This is a genomic window from Streptomyces sp. NPDC052040 (assembly GCF_044548405.1).
GTDB lineage: Bacteria > Actinomycetota > Actinomycetes > Streptomycetales > Streptomycetaceae > Streptomyces.
This window is the reverse complement of the sequence record NZ_JBIUBV010000001.1, coordinates 713,795-730,046: the sequence shown is the minus strand read 5'-3', so window position 1 is coordinate 730,046 and position 16,252 is coordinate 713,795. Positions and strand designations below refer to the sequence as shown.

22 protein-coding genes are annotated in these 16,252 nt (G+C 72.1%); 4 read left to right on the top strand and 18 right to left on the bottom strand.

Translation table 11 applies throughout. The features are described 5' to 3' along the window. Positions 1 to 121: 121 nt before the first annotated feature. Both ACIHAA_RS03040 and ACIHAA_RS03035 read left to right on the top strand, forming a co-directional pair. Positions 122 to 937 (top strand): methyltransferase domain-containing protein, encoded by an 816-nt coding sequence (locus ACIHAA_RS03040; RefSeq protein WP_399812249.1) that lies wholly within the window; start codon positions 122 to 124, stop codon positions 935 to 937. Between the two features lie 41 nt (positions 938 to 978). Continuing rightward, positions 979 to 1,149: a hydrophobic protein gene (locus tag ACIHAA_RS03035; protein WP_399812247.1), complete on the top strand. Its 171-nt coding sequence runs from the start codon at positions 979 to 981 to the stop codon at positions 1,147 to 1,149. 54 nt (positions 1,150 to 1,203) lie between these two features. Here ACIHAA_RS03035 and ACIHAA_RS03030 read toward each other — a convergent pair whose 3' ends face one another. The 12 genes from ACIHAA_RS03030 to ACIHAA_RS02975 form a co-directional block, all read right to left on the bottom strand. Continuing rightward, entirely contained in the window at positions 1,204 to 1,497 is a 294-nt protein-coding gene (locus ACIHAA_RS03030; RefSeq protein ID WP_399812244.1) for a gas vesicle protein K, read from the bottom strand. Then, positions 1,494 to 1,682: a gas vesicle protein gene (locus ACIHAA_RS03025; RefSeq protein ID WP_399812242.1), complete on the bottom strand. Its 189-nt coding sequence runs from the start codon at positions 1,680 to 1,682 to the stop codon at positions 1,494 to 1,496. Before ACIHAA_RS03025 ends, ACIHAA_RS03030 begins: the two co-directional genes overlap by 4 nt. Beyond that, complete coding sequence (locus tag ACIHAA_RS03020; protein ID WP_399812240.1) at positions 1,679 to 2,464, bottom strand: GvpL/GvpF family gas vesicle protein; 786 nt, start codon at positions 2,462 to 2,464, stop codon at positions 1,679 to 1,681. The genes ACIHAA_RS03025 and ACIHAA_RS03020 overlap by 4 nt, the downstream gene beginning before the upstream one ends. Then, positions 2,461 to 2,784, bottom strand: coding sequence for a gas vesicle protein (locus ACIHAA_RS03015; protein WP_399812237.1), 324 nt, complete (start codon positions 2,782 to 2,784; stop codon positions 2,461 to 2,463). The genes ACIHAA_RS03020 and ACIHAA_RS03015 overlap by 4 nt, the downstream gene beginning before the upstream one ends. Beyond that, positions 2,781 to 3,338 carry a hypothetical protein gene (locus tag ACIHAA_RS03010; protein ID WP_399812234.1) on the bottom strand — a complete coding sequence of 186 codons (558 nt, stop codon included), beginning with the start codon at positions 3,336 to 3,338 and terminating at the stop codon, positions 2,781 to 2,783. The genes ACIHAA_RS03015 and ACIHAA_RS03010 overlap by 4 nt, the downstream gene beginning before the upstream one ends. Next, positions 3,335 to 3,586, bottom strand: a complete 252-nt coding sequence (locus ACIHAA_RS03005) for a gas vesicle protein GvpG (protein WP_399812231.1) — start codon at positions 3,584 to 3,586, stop codon at positions 3,335 to 3,337. Before ACIHAA_RS03005 ends, ACIHAA_RS03010 begins: the two co-directional genes overlap by 4 nt. Positions 3,587 to 3,589: 3 nt before the next feature. Continuing rightward, positions 3,590 to 4,348: a GvpL/GvpF family gas vesicle protein gene (locus tag ACIHAA_RS03000; RefSeq protein ID WP_399812229.1), complete on the bottom strand. Its 759-nt coding sequence runs from the start codon at positions 4,346 to 4,348 to the stop codon at positions 3,590 to 3,592. Then, entirely contained in the window at positions 4,345 to 4,764 is a 420-nt protein-coding gene (locus ACIHAA_RS02995; protein ID WP_399812227.1) for a gas vesicle structural protein GvpA, read from the bottom strand. Before ACIHAA_RS02995 ends, ACIHAA_RS03000 begins: the two co-directional genes overlap by 4 nt. A 95-nt stretch (positions 4,765 to 4,859) precedes the next feature. Beyond that, positions 4,860 to 5,186: a gas vesicle protein gene (locus ACIHAA_RS02990; protein ID WP_399812224.1), complete on the bottom strand. Its 327-nt coding sequence runs from the start codon at positions 5,184 to 5,186 to the stop codon at positions 4,860 to 4,862. Between the two features lie 75 nt (positions 5,187 to 5,261). Further along, positions 5,262 to 7,109 carry a transketolase gene (locus tag ACIHAA_RS02985; protein ID WP_399812222.1) on the bottom strand — a complete coding sequence of 616 codons (1,848 nt, stop codon included), beginning with the start codon at positions 7,107 to 7,109 and terminating at the stop codon, positions 5,262 to 5,264. Further along, positions 7,106 to 8,443: an NAD(P)/FAD-dependent oxidoreductase gene (locus tag ACIHAA_RS02980; RefSeq protein WP_399812220.1), complete on the bottom strand. Its 1,338-nt coding sequence runs from the start codon at positions 8,441 to 8,443 to the stop codon at positions 7,106 to 7,108. Before ACIHAA_RS02980 ends, ACIHAA_RS02985 begins: the two co-directional genes overlap by 4 nt. A gap of 321 nt (positions 8,444 to 8,764) precedes the next feature. Further along, on the bottom strand, positions 8,765 to 9,259 hold the full coding sequence (locus ACIHAA_RS02975; RefSeq protein ID WP_399812217.1) for a phage holin family protein: 495 nt from the start codon (positions 9,257 to 9,259) through the stop codon (positions 8,765 to 8,767). 135 nt (positions 9,260 to 9,394) lie between these two features. Between ACIHAA_RS02975 and ACIHAA_RS02970 the strand changes: the two genes are divergently transcribed. Further along, the gene (locus ACIHAA_RS02970; protein WP_399812214.1) at positions 9,395 to 9,748 is read left to right on the top strand and encodes a VOC family protein; all 354 of its coding nucleotides are present in this window, start codon (positions 9,395 to 9,397) and stop codon (positions 9,746 to 9,748) included. A gap of 29 nt (positions 9,749 to 9,777) precedes the next feature. Here ACIHAA_RS02970 and ACIHAA_RS02965 read toward each other — a convergent pair whose 3' ends face one another. From ACIHAA_RS02965 to ACIHAA_RS02955, 3 genes are all read right to left on the bottom strand, one after another. Further along, positions 9,778 to 10,173, bottom strand: coding sequence for a DUF3592 domain-containing protein (locus ACIHAA_RS02965; protein ID WP_399812210.1), 396 nt, complete (start codon positions 10,171 to 10,173; stop codon positions 9,778 to 9,780). Between the two features lie 152 nt (positions 10,174 to 10,325). Continuing rightward, positions 10,326 to 10,757, bottom strand: coding sequence for a Rid family hydrolase (locus ACIHAA_RS02960; protein WP_399812207.1), 432 nt, complete (start codon positions 10,755 to 10,757; stop codon positions 10,326 to 10,328). A gap of 79 nt (positions 10,758 to 10,836) precedes the next feature. Beyond that, positions 10,837 to 11,511 carry an HD domain-containing protein gene (locus ACIHAA_RS02955; RefSeq protein ID WP_399812205.1) on the bottom strand — a complete coding sequence of 225 codons (675 nt, stop codon included), beginning with the start codon at positions 11,509 to 11,511 and terminating at the stop codon, positions 10,837 to 10,839. A 71-nt stretch (positions 11,512 to 11,582) separates the two neighbouring features. Here ACIHAA_RS02955 and ACIHAA_RS02950 point away from each other — a divergent pair, with 71 nt between their 5' ends. After that, the gene (locus ACIHAA_RS02950) at positions 11,583 to 12,668 is read left to right on the top strand and encodes a GlxA family transcriptional regulator (protein WP_399812203.1); all 1,086 of its coding nucleotides are present in this window, start codon (positions 11,583 to 11,585) and stop codon (positions 12,666 to 12,668) included. Positions 12,669 to 12,715: 47 nt separating this feature from the next. Here ACIHAA_RS02950 and ACIHAA_RS02945 read toward each other — a convergent pair whose 3' ends face one another. From ACIHAA_RS02945 to ACIHAA_RS02935, 3 genes are read right to left on the bottom strand one after another with little or no spacing between them, the layout of a single operon-like run. Further along, on the bottom strand, positions 12,716 to 13,294 hold the full coding sequence (locus tag ACIHAA_RS02945; RefSeq protein WP_399812201.1) for a GNAT family N-acetyltransferase: 579 nt from the start codon (positions 13,292 to 13,294) through the stop codon (positions 12,716 to 12,718). A 55-nt stretch (positions 13,295 to 13,349) separates the two neighbouring features. Then, on the bottom strand, positions 13,350 to 14,279 hold the full coding sequence (locus ACIHAA_RS02940; RefSeq protein ID WP_399812199.1) for an LD-carboxypeptidase: 930 nt from the start codon (positions 14,277 to 14,279) through the stop codon (positions 13,350 to 13,352). Next, a complete protein-coding gene (locus ACIHAA_RS02935) occupies positions 14,276 to 16,249 on the bottom strand; it encodes an LpqB family beta-propeller domain-containing protein (RefSeq protein ID WP_399812197.1) in 1,974 nt (657 codons plus the stop codon). Before ACIHAA_RS02935 ends, ACIHAA_RS02940 begins: the two co-directional genes overlap by 4 nt. Positions 16,250 to 16,252: the final 3 nt, after the last annotated feature.

Sequence of the window (16,252 nt, the reverse complement as noted above, 5' to 3'; positions counted from 1 at the left end):
CGTCCCGCACCCCCCGCACACGCGGTGCCCCCGGTACACGACCGTCCGCATGGCAAGACACGGGTCTCACCATTCGGCATGAGCGCCTACGGTGATGCGTACCGAGGACAAGGAGCCGGGCATGCCGAAGGAGACCGCCGTCTACACGCACGGCCACCACGAATCCGTGCTGCGCTCGCACACCTGGCGGACCGCGGCCAACTCCGCCGCATACCTGCTCGACTCCCTCGAACCGCACATGCGGATCCTGGACATCGGCTGCGGGCCGGGCACCATCACCGCGGACCTGGCGGAGCTGGTCCCCGGCGGCCAGGTCACCGGCGTCGACATGGCGCCGGGGATCCTGGACCGGGCCCGGGCCACGGCCGCGGCCCGCGGGCTCGGCAACACCGATTTCGCGGTCGCGGACGTGCATGCGCTGGACTACCCGGACGACACCTTCTGCGTGGTCCATGCGCATCAGGTGCTCCAGCATGTGGGCGACCCGGTGCAGGCGCTGCGCGAGATGCACCGGGTCACCCGGCCGGGAGGGTTCATCGCCGTACGCGACGCCGACTACGCCGCGATGACCTGGCATCCGGCCGCCGAGGGCCTGGACCACTGGCTGGACCTCTACCGGCGGGTCGCCCGCGCCAACGGGGGCGAGCCCGACGCCGGGCGGCGGCTGCGCTCCTGGGCCCTGCGGGCCGGTCTCCACGACATCAGGGCGACATCCGGCACCTGGACCTTCGCCTCGCCCGAGGAGCGGGCCTGGTGGAGCGGGCTGTGGGCGGACCGCACCGTGGCTTCCGCCTACGCCGAACGGGTGATGGCAGGCGGCCATGCGTCGACGGCGGAACTGGCGGCCGTATCCCGGGCCTGGCGGGAGTGGGGGCAGCAGGAGGACGGCTGGTTCGCCGTGCTGCACGGAGAAATCCTGTGCCGAAAAGGCGTATAATTCCAAGTTTTCGGGAAACTCGGTGTGAAGGAGGTCACACCATGGTTCCCATTCTGCTGGTTCTTCTGCTGGCCCTGATTCTGTTCGGCGTCGGATTCGCGGTCAAAATCCTTTGGTGGATCGCGCTCGCGGTGCTTGTGATCTGGCTTCTGGGGTTCCTGGTGCGCGGTACGACCGCAGCCGGAGGAAGGAGCCGGTGGTATCGCTGGTGACGGCCCGGAGAAGCGTCTCCGCCCGCCGTCCGTACGCCCGCTGACACCAAGCGGTCAGTCCCGCGGAAGCAGTGTTCCCAGCGGCCCGAGGTCCAGATTGAGGTCCTCGGGCCGCAGTCCGTAGCGGTTCCTGAGTTCGGCCATGCGGTCCTCCAGCAGCATCAGGGTGAGCCCGATGCGCTCCTCCTGCTCCTCGCTCAGCTCACCGGTGTCGAAGCGGCGCACCGCCTGACGCTCCATGAGCTGGCGGAGCAGTTCCACGACGGTCAGGACCAGCTTGACCAGGTCCCGCTCCACCGTGTCGGGCTCCAGATCCAGTCGCTTCCGCTGGGTCTCCTGGCTGCTCACTCTTCCTCCGCCCACGGTGCGGACACCTGTTCGCCGACCGAGCTGATCAGCGCGTTGAGGTCGATACGGACGAGGTCGACGTCCGCGATGCGCAGGGTGAGGTCGCCGGTGATGACGACCCCTCCGGCCAGCAGCCGGTCCAGGAGGTCGACCAGGGCGACCTGCCGGTTCTCGAGCACGGTCACGAGTGGGACCGCCCCTCGACAGCACTGAAGGAGTACGCGGCCCAGGGCCCCGTCAGTTCGACACGGACACCGGGAATGCCGCTCTTCTCCCGCTCGACCCTTTCCACGAACGACTCGGAATCCGAACGGGGCACCAGATAGGCCGCGTTGAGTACATTGCGGGCGGACACCCCGGAGAGCGCGGGATTCTGCGGGGCATGGAGGAGGGAATCCTCGGCGCAGCCGGAAAGGGTGTCGTGCAACTGTCCGGCGAACCTGTCGACGGTGGCCCGCATTTCCTCCTGGGCGTGGTGGCGCAGACGCCGCTGCCGCAGATAGTCACGGCCCGAGGCCGCCTTCCCGGCCGCGGCGGACTCCGTCGCGCGGTCCTTCTGTTCCGTCCGTTCCGCCTCCGCGTAGACCTTGACGCCCCATTCCACCCGCCCTTCGAGCCGGTCGAGCGCCCGGTGGAAGTCCTGCTCGCGTTCCTCCAGCATCGCGCGTACGCCGCTGTCGTCCCGGAAGACGGTGGCGAGCCGCAGGGGCAGCGGGGTGGTGACGGAGGTGAGCGCGTCGATGACGCCCTGATGGGCGCGGGCGGTGGCAGTGAGCCAGTCCAGGTCCTCCAGGCGGGCCCGGAGAGGCTCCTCGGCGAAGTCCTCCTCGGGGACCGTGCCGACGATGGCGATCAGGCCGCCGTGCGGAAGCTGCCGGGGCGGCACCCCGGCGACGCCGGCGGGGCCGTCCTCGGCCGTCGCCTCGAAGGGACGGCAGACGGCGTACACGTACCGCAGTCCGGTCATGACCCCTCCTTCTCGGCGGGCGCGGCCTCCAGCTCGGCCAGCCGGGCCCGCAGTTCTTCGTTCTCACGGGTGAGTTCCCGGTCCCGCGCCCGGGAGGACAGCGCGGGGTCGTGCTCCCACCAGTCGATGCCCATCTCCTTGGCGCGGTCGACGGAGGCGACGACCAGCCGGAGCTTGATGGTGAGCAGCTCGATGTCCAGCAGGTTGATCCGGATGTCACCCGCGATCACCACGCCCTTGTCGAGGACGCGTTCGAGAATGTCGGCCAGATTGGCGCCGCCTTGGGCGTACGGATCGGGCAGTCGTGCGGGAGTGGTCATGAACGACCGCCCTCCTCTTCCTCCGGTTCCCCGGCCTCGGTCTCCTCCAGGGCCTCCGGGTCCTCGTCGTCGTAGTCCTCGAACTCCTGGTCCTCGAAGTCCTCGGGCGGCGGCGCGTCCTCGAACTCCTCGAACTCCTCGTCCTCGAAGTCCTCCGTGTACCCGTCCTCGTCTACGTACTCCTCCGCGCCCTCGGCTTCGTACGCATCCTCAGCTTCGTACGCGTCCTCGTACTCCTCCTCGGCGTACGCCGGGGGGCTGCTCCGGACGACATGGCGGCCGAGGGCCAGGGCGGCGCGGGCGAAGGCGGGGCTCTCGCCGTCGGCGACGGCGCCGAGCCGGAGGCTGACGCGGCCCAGCCCCCGGCCCATCACCGCGAACAGGGGCTGGGCCCGCGTCACCAGATACGCCCATGCCTCCGCCTTGAGTCTCTCGACGGACGGATCGTGGGCGGATGCCGGGACGCGGGCCGCCAGGGGCCGGCTCGACCTGCCGCTCCTGCGGCCGAGGGCATAGGCGATGCCCAGGGCGAGGCCGAATTCCACTCGGTTCATGGCGCCGTACCGCCGCCGCGTTCCATGGCGATCTGGAGCCGGTCCAGGAGCTGATCCTCCAGGCGGTCGAACTCCTGCTCGTCGATCTCGCCCGCGTCCAGCCGCTCTTCCAGCCGGGCCAGTTCGGCCCGTACGGCGGAGGGGTCGTAGTACTGGCGCTCGGCCTCGGTGAGCACCTGTCTCACGGCCCAGAAGCTACCGCGCACAGGCGCGAACGGCAGCAGCAGCACCTCCGAGATCAGCCCCATCGCTCACTCCGGGTCCGCCGCGGCGGCCGCGGGTTCGGCCGGTCCCGGCTCCACGAAGCTGTACGGCGGGAGCGGGCCGTTGACCCGCACATCGAGGTGCGGGTGGGCCTTGCGGACCTCCTCGACGGCGTCCAGGAAGGAGGCGGAGGCGTCGCGGTCCACCAGGAAGGACACATTGGCCAGCCATCCGGTGGAGTCGGGGCCCACGCTCACCGCTTCGGCGAGCGGCTCCAGCGAGTCCCGTACCGCGGAGGCGTCCTGGCCCTCCCGGCCCTGGACCGCGCCGGCCACCATCTCGCCGAGCCGCAGCCGGTCCTCGTGACTTCCGCCGCCCGCCGCGCGGTTGGCCTCCGCCAGGGCGCGGATGTCCGGGTTCTCGGCCATCACCCGGTGCAGCACGGCATCCTGGTCGTGGCTGGCCTTGACGTTGTACTCGATCTTCCCGCCCAGTGCGTCCAGCCGCTCCAGATAGTGGTCGACGCGCTCGGTGAGGACACCCGCGACGGCCTCGTCGTCCGCCGCGACACTGCCGAACCGCATGGGCAGCACGGATCCTCCCGCGGCCGCCTCGCTCAACACGCTCTGGTGGGCGAGCAGATCCCGGCGCTTGGGGCGCAGTCCCTCGGGCGCGTCGCTGACGATGGCCGCCAGTTCGCCCCGGGTGACGACGCGCACCGGGCGGGCCGGGTCGCCGACCCCGCCGATGCCGTCCGGCAGCGAGGGGTGGGAGGCCGCGGCGATGCCGTAGACGTAGGTGGTCACTCCTGCTCCTCCTTCTTCTCCCGCGCGGAGGTGGACTTACGGGTGCGCGAGCGCGGCTGGCCCTCTTCCCGGGCCTGGCGGAAGGCGTCGGATATGGTCTCCGCGGCGCCGGAGAGGGCGCCCTTGGACTTGCCGCGCGCACCGGACTCGGTGATCTCGCCGACCAGGTCGGGCAGTCCGGGGCTCTTGTGCGGGCCGGACTCCAGGTCGAGGCGGTTGCAGGCCTCGGCGAAGCGCAGATAGGTGTCGACGCTGGCGACGACGACTCGTACGTCGATCTTGAGGATCTCGATGCCGACGAGGGAGACGCGGACGAACGCGTCGATGACGAGCCCTCGGTCGAGCACGAGTTCAAGAACGTCGTACAGGCCGCTGCTGCCGCCTCCTCCGCTCTGCTGTGCCGGGACAACGCTCATGGCGAACGGACCTCCTTGCGGTCATGGGTACGGGTGCGGGTGCACTGACAAGTCGGGGCGGCCAGGTGTCCGGCCGCGGATTCTGTGGCGGGATGTCAGGAGCGGCTGTCGGCGCGGCCGCGTTCGTAGCGGCGGACACGGCGGTAGCCGGTCAGTTCGCCGTCCGCGTCGAGTTCCACCTCATAGCTCGCGAGCAGGCTCATGGTGTCGGGGACCCTGGCCAGTTCCAGGACCTCGATCAGCAGAGACCAGCCGTTCTCGGTGCGTTCGAAGGACGAGACGGACTCGGCGGTCAGGCCGGTCAGCTCGGTGAACTGGGCTCGCGCCTGGCGCAGCACCTCCATGGTGCTCGGCCTGCCTCCTGCCCGGTTGTCGTCGTCTGAAGAATCCTGCTTCTTCGGTGTACGGGATGTATTGGTCATGGCCACCTCTCCCCCTCGTTTGGCCGCAAAGGCGTTGGCCAAACCTGTGGCTGCGAGGGAGCGGCGATCCGCTGGTCAGGGAGCCACCGCGTGCTCCACCAGCAGCCGGGCCGCGGTGGCGATGGACTCCGCGTCGATGCCCGCGGCATGCAGTTGTTCGGCGGGCGCTGCGGAGCCGGGCATCGTACGGACCGCGAGGCGCACCAGACGCGGTACGGGCCGCCCGTCGGTGAAGGCGTCCAGCACCGCGTCACCGAGACCGCCCTCCTCCCGGTGGTCCTCCACGGTCAGCAGGCAGCCGGTGCGTTCGGCGGCCTCGCGCAGTGTCTCGCGGTCGACGGGCTTGACCGAGTACAGGTCGACGACCCGGACCCGGATGCCCTCTCCGGCGAGGGCGTCGGCGGCCTTCAGGGCCTCATGGACGGTGATCCCGGCGGCCACCAGGGTGAGCCGGTCCTCGGCGCTGGCGCGCAGCACCTTGCTGCCGCCGACCGGGAACTCCTCGGTGGGGCCGTAGAGGACCGGTGTCTTGCCGCGGGAGGTGCGCAGATAGCGGATGCCCTCGCGGCCCGCCATGGCGGCGACCAGCTTGGCCGTCTGGTTGGCGTCGCACGGGTAGAGCACGGTGGAGTCGTACAACGTGCGGAACATCGCCAGGTCCTCCAGGCCCATCTGCGAGGGGCCGTCCTCGCCGATGGCGCAACCGGCGTGCGAGCCCACGACATTGAGTCCTGAGCCGCTGATGGCGGCCATCCGGAGGAAGTCCTGGGCGCGGGTGAGGAACGCGGCGAAGGTCGAGGCGTACGGCACCCAGCCCCGTGCGGCCATGCCGACGGCGGCACCGATCATCAGCTGTTCGGCGATGTAGCACTCGAAGTAACGGTCGGGGTGGTCCTTGGCAAAGTACTCGGTGCGGGTGGAGTCGCCGACCTCGCCGTCCAGGGCGACGACGTCGCCGCGGGCGCTGCCGAGCGCGGCGAGGGCCTCTCCGTAGGCATCCCGGGTGGCGACCTGCTCGCCGAGGTCGTAGCGCGGGAGTTCCAGATGGCCGCCCTGCACGGCGTGCAGCACCCGGGCGGCGGGCGGCGGCTGGACCTCGATGTGCAGATGGCGCACGCCCCCGAGTTCCTCGATGGCCTCCTCGGCGTCCGGCAGCGGCTTGCCGTGGTGGCCCTCGCGGTCCTCCACGGCGGCCACGCCCTTGCCCTTCAGGGTGCGGGCGAGGATCGCGGTGGGCTGCCCGGTGGTGGACTCGGCCTCGGTGAAGGCGCGGTCGACGGCCTCTACATCGTGTCCGTCGACCTCGACGGTGTGCCAGTCGAAGGCCCGGAAGCGGCGTGCGTAGGCGTCGAGGTCGTGGCCGTGGCGGGTCGGTCCGCGCTGGCCCAGGCGGTTCACGTCGACGATCAGGATCAGGTTGTCGAGGTGCTCGTGCCCGGCGTGCTCGGCGGCCTCCCACACGGATCCCTCGGCCAGTTCGCTGTCCCCGCACAGCACCCAGACCCGGTAGCCGGTGCGGTCGAGCCGCTGTTCGGCCAGGGCCATGCCGACGCCCACGGGCAGCCCCTGGCCGAGGGAGCCGGTGGCCGTCTCGACCCAGGGCAGCCGCCGGGGTGTGGGGTGCCCTTCGAGGCGGCTGTCGAGCTTGCGGAAGGTGAGCAGTTCGGTCTCGTTGAGGGCCCCGGCGGCCCGGTAGGCCGCGTAGAGCAGGGGCGAGGCGTGGCCCTTGGAGAGGATGAACCGGTCGTTGCCGGGGTGGGCGGGGCGGTCGAAGTCGTAGCGGAGGTGCTTGGCCAGCAGGACCGCCATCAGGTCCGCGGCGGACATGGAGGACGTGGGGTGCCCGGACTCGGCCGCCGCGGCGGCGCGGACGCTGTCGACGCGCAGTTGCTGGGCGAGTTCGGTGAGCTGACGGGTGTTCACTGTTCATCCTCCGTACCGGATGTGTCGGGGGTTCCGGGCACTCGGGCCAGTTCGGGTGCGGTCGTGTCGAGGGGTACGTTCCAGGCGCGGACCAGGCCCAACTGGACTTCCTGGCGCGGCAGTACGGCGTCCAGGAGCCAGTCGGCGGCCACCCGGACCCGGTTGGCGGGCAGGGCGGCCAGGTGGTAGCCGCGGGTGATGGCACCGGCGAGGGGGCCGGACAGGGGGACGCCGAGCGGGTTGGCGGCGGCCTGGACGCCACCGAGGTCCACGACGAAGCCGAGGTCGCGGTGGCGGTAGGGGCGTTTGCTTCCGATGCCCAGCGAGGCCGCGACATTGACGGCGGCGGCCCGGCCCTGGCGCCAGGCGTGCTGGGCGGTCATCGGGGTGTAGTGGCCGGGGCGGTCGAGGTCGGGCACGGCGGCGGCGTCACCACAGGCGAACACCTCGGGACGGCCCGGGACCTGAAGGCAGGGGTCGACCAGCAGCCGTCCGCGCTCCAGGGGGTGGCCGAGGCTCTCCACGAGCGGGTCGGGCCGTACGCCCACGCACCAGACCAGGGTGCGGGAGCCGATGAACTCCCCGTCCGTCAGCCGGACTCCCTCATGCGTCGCCTCCCGCACCGAGACGCCCATCCGCACCTCGACCCCGCGTCGGCCGAGGACGTGACCGGCGGTGCGGGAGAGCCGCTCGTCCAGCTCGGGCAGCACCCGGGGCGCGATGTCCAGGAGCATCCAGCGCGGGCGCATGCCCCGGCGCAGCGGCCGTCCGCGCACCAGCGCATCGGTGAACAACTGCCCCTGCGCGGCCACTTCGGTCCCGGTGTAGCCCGCGCCGACCACCACGAAGGTGCAGCGGGCGGCACGGTCGGCGGGGTCGTCGGACGCGGCGGCCAGCTCCACCTGGCGGGTCACATGGTCGCGCAGATAGAGCGCCTCGGGCAGCCCGCGGAAGCCATGGGCGTTCTCGGCGACTCCGGGAACGGGCAGCAGCTTGTTGACGCTGCCGACGGTGAGCACCAGCCGGTCGTAGCCGAGGGTGCTGCCCTGCCCTTCGGGGCCGGTGCAGTGGACGGTGCGCGCGTCGAGGTCGATGCCGTCGGCCTGCCCGAGCACCATGCGGACCCGGGGCAGGGTGCCGGGGAGCGAGACGGTGACGCGCCGGGGCTCCAGGAGGCCCGTGGCGACCTGGGGCAGCAGGGGCAGATACAGAAAGTAGTCCGTCGGGTTCAGCAGGGTGACCTCGGCGCGGTCCCGGGTCAGCCGGGCGAGGGTGCGGGCCGTCCGGTAGCCGGCGAATCCGGCTCCGACGACGAGAATGCGAGGTCGACTCACGTTTCTCCTCCGACGAGGTCGCGTGCATGTCGTCTGCCCGCCGGGCCCACGCCTGCCGCCCGCGGAGACCTTCCACGTTTCCCGGGCGGACGCGACCAAACCCGACACTCCAGGTGTTTCGGGTGAGGCGTCGGCCCTCCCCCGGTTCCGCCGGACCTCTGGTACCCGCTGCCCGGTCTCCTGCCGGGCCTCTCACTGCTCTCCGCGTTCCGCGCCCAGGAGCGGCGGCGGGCGCCTCTCCTGGGCCGGGGGCGGCAGCGGCCGCGGACGGGGTGCGACGCGTCGGTGGCGAGGCACCGTCGGCCTCGCACGGCTCGTCGTCTACCGGACCCGGTGGCGGGGTCCGTCGGTGTCCGTCTGCGGTACGGCCGGATCCGGGAGGCCCGGCACATGGGTGCCCGCGTCCGGCGTGGCGGGCGGCATCGGCGGGTACGGCATGCCGAGTCCGCTCGGCGGCCCGGCGGGCGGCGTACCGCCGAGGACCCGCCCGGGGGCGTGGGCCCCGGCCGCATGGTGGTGGTGACCGCCGCCGGAGCGCGCCGCACCCCGCAGCAGATAGGCGGCCGCGCCCAGCACCGCCGCCATGATCAGGGCGGCGGCCCAGCCGGGCAGACCGAGGGCCAGGACCAGGCCCACGGCGAGCGCGAGTGCGGCTCCCGCGTAGAGACCGACGGCGCCGGACGCGGCGTACAGCGCGGCCGTACGGCGCTGCTTGCGGGTCTGCTCGCGCAGTTCGTCGCGCACGGCCTCCCGTGCCACCTGTGCCAGTTCGTCGACCAGATCCTTGTCCAGATGTTCCAGATCCATGGGCTTCATGTCCGCCGGGTACCCGGACGCGGACGCGGATAACGCGGTGTGCCCGGGCTTGCACACCCCCGTTCCGGGGAAGCGGGGCGTGGATCGGGCGGAAACGATCTCCCCGCCCGGGGGTCCCCAACTAGGCTCGTGCGCATGGAGATTCTGGGAGCCTCGCTACGGGTCTGCGTCGACGATCTGGAGACCGCGGTCCACTTCTACGAACGCCTGGCGGGCGTGCCAGCCTCCCGTTTCGAACGCGGCGGGGTACAGGTGGCCGCCGTCGGCTGCTTCCTGCTGATGAGCGGCCCGGAAGCGGAACTTGAGCTGCTGCGCAAGGTGGCGGCGACGATCGCGGTCGAGGACGTCGACGAGGCCCACCGGGTGCTGTCCGGTCTGGGTGCCCATGTCATCGCGGGTCCCGTCGCGACGCCGGTGGGGCGCAATCTGCTCGCGGTGCATCCGGACGGGGCGGTGTACGAGTACGTGGACCGTCGGGCGCCCGCGTAGCGGCTCATGGCGCCGGGCGGCGCCCGCGCCTACCAGAGGTACAGCGCGACGGCGAGGAAGACGGCGCCCACGCCGAAGAGGAGGCTCAGCGCGGTCACTTTGTAGTGCAGTGTGTCCAGCCGTGCCGTCTCCGGGCGCCCGGGCAGATGGACGACACGCACCCGGGAGCCCTCCGCGGGCTTTCGCCCGGAGCCGCTCAGTCTGCTGCGGAACTCCCGGCGGCTGCCGTGTTCGTCGTCGTACGCCACGACGGGCGCGTAGGTGGCATGGCCGTCGTTGTGGCCGGTGACCTCATGGCGCAGCACCACCCCGTCGGCACGCACACCGGACCGCCGCATCCGCCACAGGACCCAGCTCTCGCGCAGACCACCGCCGACGGCCAGCAGGCCGCCCGCGACGAGGATCGTCTCCCCGAGGCCGCTCATGTCCCGATGCCGCTCATGTCGGAGCCCCTCGGATCGTGGTGAAGTTCGCCTGTCGTCGGCTCATCATGCACGAGCGGGGGCGGTGGACCCCTGGCCGGGGGCCGCCGGGATGGTGGGCTCCCGGGCCCGTGAACGGGCCCGGGAGGGACGGTCTACCGGGAGGTGCCGGGGTAGGCGGCGGTCGCGCGGATCTCGACGAGGAGTCCCGGGCTGGCGAGGCCGCTGACCCCGATGATCGTCCAGCCCGGGTAGGGCGCCTTGACGAGACGCTGCTTGACCTCGATGAAGCCGGTCAAGTGCTCACGGATGTCGACGTGGTAGCTGGTGACGTCGACGAGGGCGGAGGGGTCGAGGTTCTCCAGCCGCAGGATCTCCTCGATCTTCCGGATGGCGATCTCGGTCTGCTCTTCGATGGTGTCCGGGATGGTTCCGTCGGCGCGGCGCCCGATGGTTCCGGCGATGAACAGGAGGCCGTGGGCGCGGACCGCGGCGGAATAGCCGAAGCTCGCGAAGGCGCTGGTGGTCTCTCCGAAGACTGCGTTGCCCTCGGGGACTTCGACGGGCTCGACGGCGTGGACGGTCATTGCGGTGCTTCCTTTTCCTTGTTGACAGTTGACAGGGGTGTTGGCGGGGACGTTGGCAGGGGCCGCGGAGTCCGGGGAGTCAGTTGCCCCAGCGGGACGCACGGCAGGCGTGCTCCATCCGGGTCCGGCCGTAGGTCTGGCGTTCGCGGAGGAATTCGCCGGGGATCGTGTAGCGGGCGCCGTTCTTCGGGTCTTTGGCGGCCTGCGCGACGATCGCGTCGATGAGTGAGCGGGCCATGTCCAGCCGGGGATAGGCGGCGTGCACGGCGTCGGCCTGCTCGTCGGTGACGGAGCCGACGTGGTCGGTGCCCACCGCGTCGCCGAAGTCGACGGCGACACCCGCTCGGACGAGTGAGCACAGCGTGCCGCGGCGTTCCGCGATGCCCGGGGAGGTGTGCAGGGCGATGGCCTGCCAGACCTGGTCGGCGTCGGCCTCGGACACTCCGCGCTCGACCAGGAACGAGGCGGCCCGGTCGGCGCCTTCGACCTCGAACCGCTGGCGGTGCGGGCCGTCCGGCGCCACGCCGATGTCGTGCATCGCGCACGCGGCGAACAACAGGTCGTCGTGGTAGTCGCGGCCGGCGGCCAGGCCGAGGCGGCCGGCGACCACCCGGGCGAACAGATAGCTGCGGATGCTGTGGTTGAAGACGGACGGTGTCTCCAACGGTCGGACGAGGTTGACGACGGCCTCGGCAAGCGGTGTGCCGGGCAGTGCGATCGGGTCGGCGGTCGTCTCGTGGGCAGTTCCGGTCATGTCCTCAGCCTGGCCGCGACCCCCCTGACCTGGCGAGAGGCAAAATTTCCTTACTTCGCTAGGATCTTGCCATGACAGTGCATCGAGTCGCAGTCCTGGCGCTGGACGGGGTCACCCCGCTCGACCTGGCGATCCCGGCGCAGATCTTCACCCACCGGCCGGAAACTCCCTACGAGATGACCCTGTGCGCGCTGGACGCGAAGGTGGCCACCACCGCGGGGTTCGCTCTGCTCGCCGACGGGGACCTGGAACAGGTGCGGAACGCCGACACCGTGATCGTGCCGGGATCCGAACCGATCCGCCCGTTGCCGGACGCCGTGCTCGGCGTCCTGGCCGAGGCACACGAGCGGGGCAGACGTGTGGTGTCGATCTGCACGGGCGCGTTCGCGCTGGCCGCGGCAGGCGTCCTGGACGGGCTGCACGCCACGACCCACTGGAAGCACATCGACGAGTTCGAACGGGACTTCCCGGCCGTCACGGTCGACCGCGACGTGCTCTACGTCGACGAGGGCGACGTGCTCACCTCGGCCGGGGTGTGCTGCGGCATCGACCTGTGCCTGCATATCGTGCGCCGCGACCTGGGCGCGGAGGTCGCCAACCAGATCGCCCGCGGCCTGGTCGCCGCCCCGCACCGGGACGGCGGCCAGGCGCAGTACGTGCCCGCTCCCGTCGCGGTGACCGGTGAGGCGTCGCTGTCCGGTACCCGTGAATGGGCCCTGCACCGGCTCGGCGAGCCGCTCACCCTGCGGGTGCTCGCCCGGCACGCGGGCCTCTCGCAGCGCACCTTCATGCGCCGGTTCACCGAGGAGACGGGCACGACCCCGTTGCAGTGGATGCTCAACGCCCGGCTCGGCAGGGCGCGGGAACTGCTGGAGACCACGGACCGCTCGATGGAGCAGGTGGCACGGGACTGCGGCCTGGGCACGGCAGCCAACCTGCGGCTGCACTTCCGCCGCACACTGAACACCACCCCCACGGCCTACCGCCGCACCTTCACCCGCTCGCCGTCGCCCGGTCCGGCCGTGCCGGGCGGACCGAGCGATCCGGGCGGGCCGGGCGGACTGGGCGGACTGGGCGGACTGGGCGGGCCAGGTGGACCGAGCGGACCGGCCGGTTCACTCGGCTCCGGCGCTTCCGTGCTCCCGGCGAGGCGATGAGTCCCGCCTTGTCGTCTGCGTCCTCGCTCCTGGGACTTTCGTCGGGGTCAGGCCGGGCGGCCCGGCCCCGACGAGAGGTCCTGGGCGCGCACCATCTCCGCGGTGATGGCCCAGCGTTCGTGGTCGCGCCAGGCTCCGTCGATGCGGATCATGTCGGGTGAGTAGCCCTCCAGGCGGAAACCGCAGCGCCGGGCGAGGGCGATCGACGCCGTGTTGCCGGGCTGCGCGTTGATCTCCAGCCGGTGCAGCCCCATCGGCCCGAAGGCGTACCGCACCACCAGGGAGAGGGCCTCCGTCATCAGACCTCGCCCGGCGGCATGGGCGAAGGCGCCGTAGCCGAGGGCTCCGGACAGGAACCCGCCTTCGACGATGTTGTTGATGTTGATGAATCCGGCCAGGGCCGCGCTGCCCTTCTCGCACACCAGGAAACCGGCCTTGGCGGGGTCCCCGATCACCCGCGCCGCGTACACCGCGTAGGCCTCCGCGGTGTCCGGCGGGAAGAGCCACGGATGGTGCAGGCTCTTGCTCTCCCGCGCCGCGGCGGTGAACTCGGCCGCGTCCGCGAGGGTGTAGGAACGGATCCCGACACGGGAGCCTTCGGCGAGATATCCAGAGGTCACTGCCACCTCGCCACCTTATGGGACCGGCCGCCCGTCCCCCGCGCCGCAGCCCGCGAGGTGCCTAAGCCAGCGCCGGTTCCTCCAGTGTCAGGGTCCCCGCGTCCGCGTCCAGCTCGGCCCGCACGCCCAGGGGGACGGTCGGCGCCCCGTCCCCGTGCCCGAAGCCGAACTCCTCCACCACCGGCACCCCGAGCCCGCAGAGCCGGTCGACGAGGACCCGCCGCAGCAGCTCGTACGAGCCGCAGTCCTTGAAGGAGCCGAGCGCGATCCCGGCGATCCCGTCCAGCCGTCCGGAGCGGAGCAACTGGGTGAGGAGCCGATCCAGGCGGTACGCCTCCTCACCGATGTCCTCGATCATCAGCAGTCCGCCCCGGGCACCGGATCGGGCGTGCGGGGTGTCCAGCCCGGCGGCGAGCAGACTGAGGCAGCCGCCGAGGGTGACGCCCCGGGCCCGCCCGGGTACGAGCGCCGTCCCGGCGCCGACGGCCCGGATGGCCATGACGGACTCCGGCTCCAGGAGCGTCGCCCGCAGATGCTCCTGCGCCCGGGAGTTCTTCAGGAAGTCCAGGGCCGACACCATCGGGCCGTGCAGCGTGACCAGGCCCAGGCGGACCGCGAACGCCTCGTGCAGCGCGGTGATGTCGCTGTATCCGACCAGCACCTTGGGCCCGGCGGCCCGCAGCGCGTCCCAGTCCAGCAGGTCCATCATGCGCTGCGCACCGTACCCGCCCCGGGCGCACAGGACCGCGGTGACGTCCGGGTCGCACCAGGCGGCCTGGAAGTCGGCGGCCCGGTCGGCGTCCGTGCCCGCGAGGTAGGGGAAGTCGGGATGCCGGTCGAGGACATGCGGGGCCACGGCCGGGTCCAGCCCCCAGCCGCGCAACAGGTCGAGTCCGGCGGCCAGCCGTTCCTCGACCACGGGCCCGCTGGGCGCGACAACCGCCACCCGGGCGCCGGGTGCGAGTCTCGGTGGCCGTACCAGAGGGATCACGTGGTCAGCTCCAGGGTGGGTATTCCGGGCGGGTTGAGGCCGAAGACCTGCGCATACAGGGAGAGCTCGGCCTCCAGCGCACGCACCATGGTGTCAGCCCGGCGGAAGCCGTGCCCCTCGCCCTCGAAGGCGATATAGGCGTGGCGCACCCCTCGGCCCTTCAGCCGGGCGAGGAACCGCTCGCACTGCGCGGGCGCGCAGATGGGGTCGTCCAGTCCCTGGAGCAGCAGGAAGGGGGTCCTGATCCGGTCGGCGTGCTCGATCGGGGACCGCTCGGCGTACCGGTCGGGCACCTCGTCGTAGGAGCCCACCAGGGAGTCCAGATACCGCGACTCGAAGTCATGGGTCTCCCCCGAGCCGAAGCTCTTCAGGTCCAGGACGGGGTAGAGGATCGTGCCGCAGGCGTAGACGTCCGTCGCCGTCAGGGACACGGCGGTGGTCCAGCCGCCCGCGCTGCCGCCCCGCACGGCGAGCCGCCCGGGGTCGGCGGTCCCCTCCTCGACGAGGGCCGCGGCGACGGCGGCGCAGTCCTCGACGTCGACGACGCCCCACTGTCCGCGCAGCCGGTTGCGGTAGGCGCGCCCGTAGCCGGTCGAGCCGCCGTAGTTCACCTCGACGACGCCGATTCCGCGCGAGGTGAAGTAGGCGATCTCCAGGTCGAGGACGAGCGGGGCCCGGCCGGTGGGGCCGCCGTGCGCCCAGACGACATACGGCGGCCGCTCGTCGTCGGGCCCGGTATGGCCGGGGTGGTGCGGCGGGTACACCTGGGCGTGGATCTCGCGGCCGTCCGGACCGGTGAAGGTGCGGATCTGCGGCCGGGGGTAGTACCCGGGGTCCACCACGTCCTCGTGGGCGGCGCCGATGACCCGGGCCCGGCCGGTGCGGGCGTCCAGCTCGACCACCTCGTAGGCGCTGTGCGGGCTCGCGCCGACGGCGACGACGCGGCTGCCGTGCGCGGCGAGTGTGGCGGCGAACTCGGTCCAGGGTCCGGCCGCGTCGACGAGCTCGCCCCGCTCCGGGTCGAGGATGCCGAGCCTGTTCGCGCCCCTGCCGTGCAGCACGGCGATCAGTCCGCTCTCCAGGGGCGCGAACCAGCGCTGGCCGATCTTCCACAGCGGCCCGGCGAACTCCTCCTCGCGGGGGCACAGCGGCTCGCCGTCCCGGTACAGATTCCACCAGCCGCCGCGGTCACCGGCGTGGAGCAGGGAGCCGTCGGGCGCCCACTCGGCCTGCGGGACCGACTCCTCGGGGCCTCCGGCGACGGTGTGCGGGTCCCGGAAGGTCCCGTCTGCGGCCACCTCGGCGACGATCAGCTCGGTGCCGTCCCAGGGCATGCGGGGGTGGTCCCAGGCGATCCACGCGGCACGCCGTCCGTCCGGGGAGAGGCGGGGCGCGGTGACGAAGCGGTGCCGTTCCTCCGTCAGTTCCCTCACCGCGCCCCGGTCCTGGGCGGCGGAGCCGTCCAGGGGGACGGCGACCGCCACCCGGCGCACGTCGCTGGGTCCCTCGCCGGTGAACTCCTCCAGGACACACCAGACTTCCCCGCGGCCGGGGTGCAGCAGGGGGTCGATCCAGCGCAGTCCGCCGCCCACCGGTGAGAGGGGGGTGAGCGGGCGGGGGCCGTCCCCGGGCGCCGACGGCTCGTACGCGTACAGCCGCTGGTCGGCGAAGTCGACGAAGACCAGCAGCGGGCCCTCGGGGCGGGCCACTCCGGCCCAGGCCCGGCCGCCGTACTCCAGGACCCGGCTGCGCACATTCCACGGCGCGGGCAGCACCGATTCCTCCGTGCCGTCCGCGGTGCGCCGCACCAGGGTGCGGCGGCCGCCTTCCAGGGGGCGCGGCTCGGTCCACCACGCCTCCTCGCCCACGAAGTCCACCGACTCCGGCTGCCCGTCGTGCACGGCGGCGAGCCGCGCGTCGATGGGCGAGGGCCATTCCCCGTAGGACAGGGTCTGCTCCATCTTCCTCATTCC

Coding starts and splice junctions, on each gene's coding strand:
- ACIHAA_RS02970 (WP_399812214.1), top strand. CDS start 9,395: ATGGAGATTCTGGGAGCCTCGCTACGGGTCTGCGTCGACGATCTGGAG.
- ACIHAA_RS03005 (WP_399812231.1), bottom strand. CDS start 3,586: ATGGGGCTGATCTCGGAGGTGCTGCTGCTGCCGTTCGCGCCTGTGCGC.
- ACIHAA_RS02960 (WP_399812207.1), bottom strand. CDS start 10,757: ATGACCGTCCACGCCGTCGAGCCCGTCGAAGTCCCCGAGGGCAACGCA.
- ACIHAA_RS03020 (WP_399812240.1), bottom strand. CDS start 2,464: ATGACCGGACTGCGGTACGTGTACGCCGTCTGCCGTCCCTTCGAGGCG.
- ACIHAA_RS02935 (WP_399812197.1), bottom strand. CDS start 16,249: ATGAGGAAGATGGAGCAGACCCTGTCCTACGGGGAATGGCCCTCGCCC.
- ACIHAA_RS02975 (WP_399812217.1), bottom strand. CDS start 9,259: ATGAAGCCCATGGATCTGGAACATCTGGACAAGGATCTGGTCGACGAA.
- ACIHAA_RS02965 (WP_399812210.1), bottom strand. CDS start 10,173: ATGAGCGGCCTCGGGGAGACGATCCTCGTCGCGGGCGGCCTGCTGGCC.
- ACIHAA_RS02950 (WP_399812203.1), top strand. CDS start 11,583: ATGACAGTGCATCGAGTCGCAGTCCTGGCGCTGGACGGGGTCACCCCG.
- ACIHAA_RS02955 (WP_399812205.1), bottom strand. CDS start 11,511: ATGACCGGAACTGCCCACGAGACGACCGCCGACCCGATCGCACTGCCC.
- ACIHAA_RS02990 (WP_399812224.1), bottom strand. CDS start 5,186: ATGACCAATACATCCCGTACACCGAAGAAGCAGGATTCTTCAGACGAC.
- ACIHAA_RS03010 (WP_399812234.1), bottom strand. CDS start 3,338: ATGAACCGAGTGGAATTCGGCCTCGCCCTGGGCATCGCCTATGCCCTC.
- ACIHAA_RS03015 (WP_399812237.1), bottom strand. CDS start 2,784: ATGACCACTCCCGCACGACTGCCCGATCCGTACGCCCAAGGCGGCGCC.
- ACIHAA_RS03040 (WP_399812249.1), top strand. CDS start 122: ATGCCGAAGGAGACCGCCGTCTACACGCACGGCCACCACGAATCCGTG.
- ACIHAA_RS02995 (WP_399812227.1), bottom strand. CDS start 4,764: ATGAGCGTTGTCCCGGCACAGCAGAGCGGAGGAGGCGGCAGCAGCGGC.
- ACIHAA_RS03035 (WP_399812247.1), top strand. CDS start 979: ATGGTTCCCATTCTGCTGGTTCTTCTGCTGGCCCTGATTCTGTTCGGC.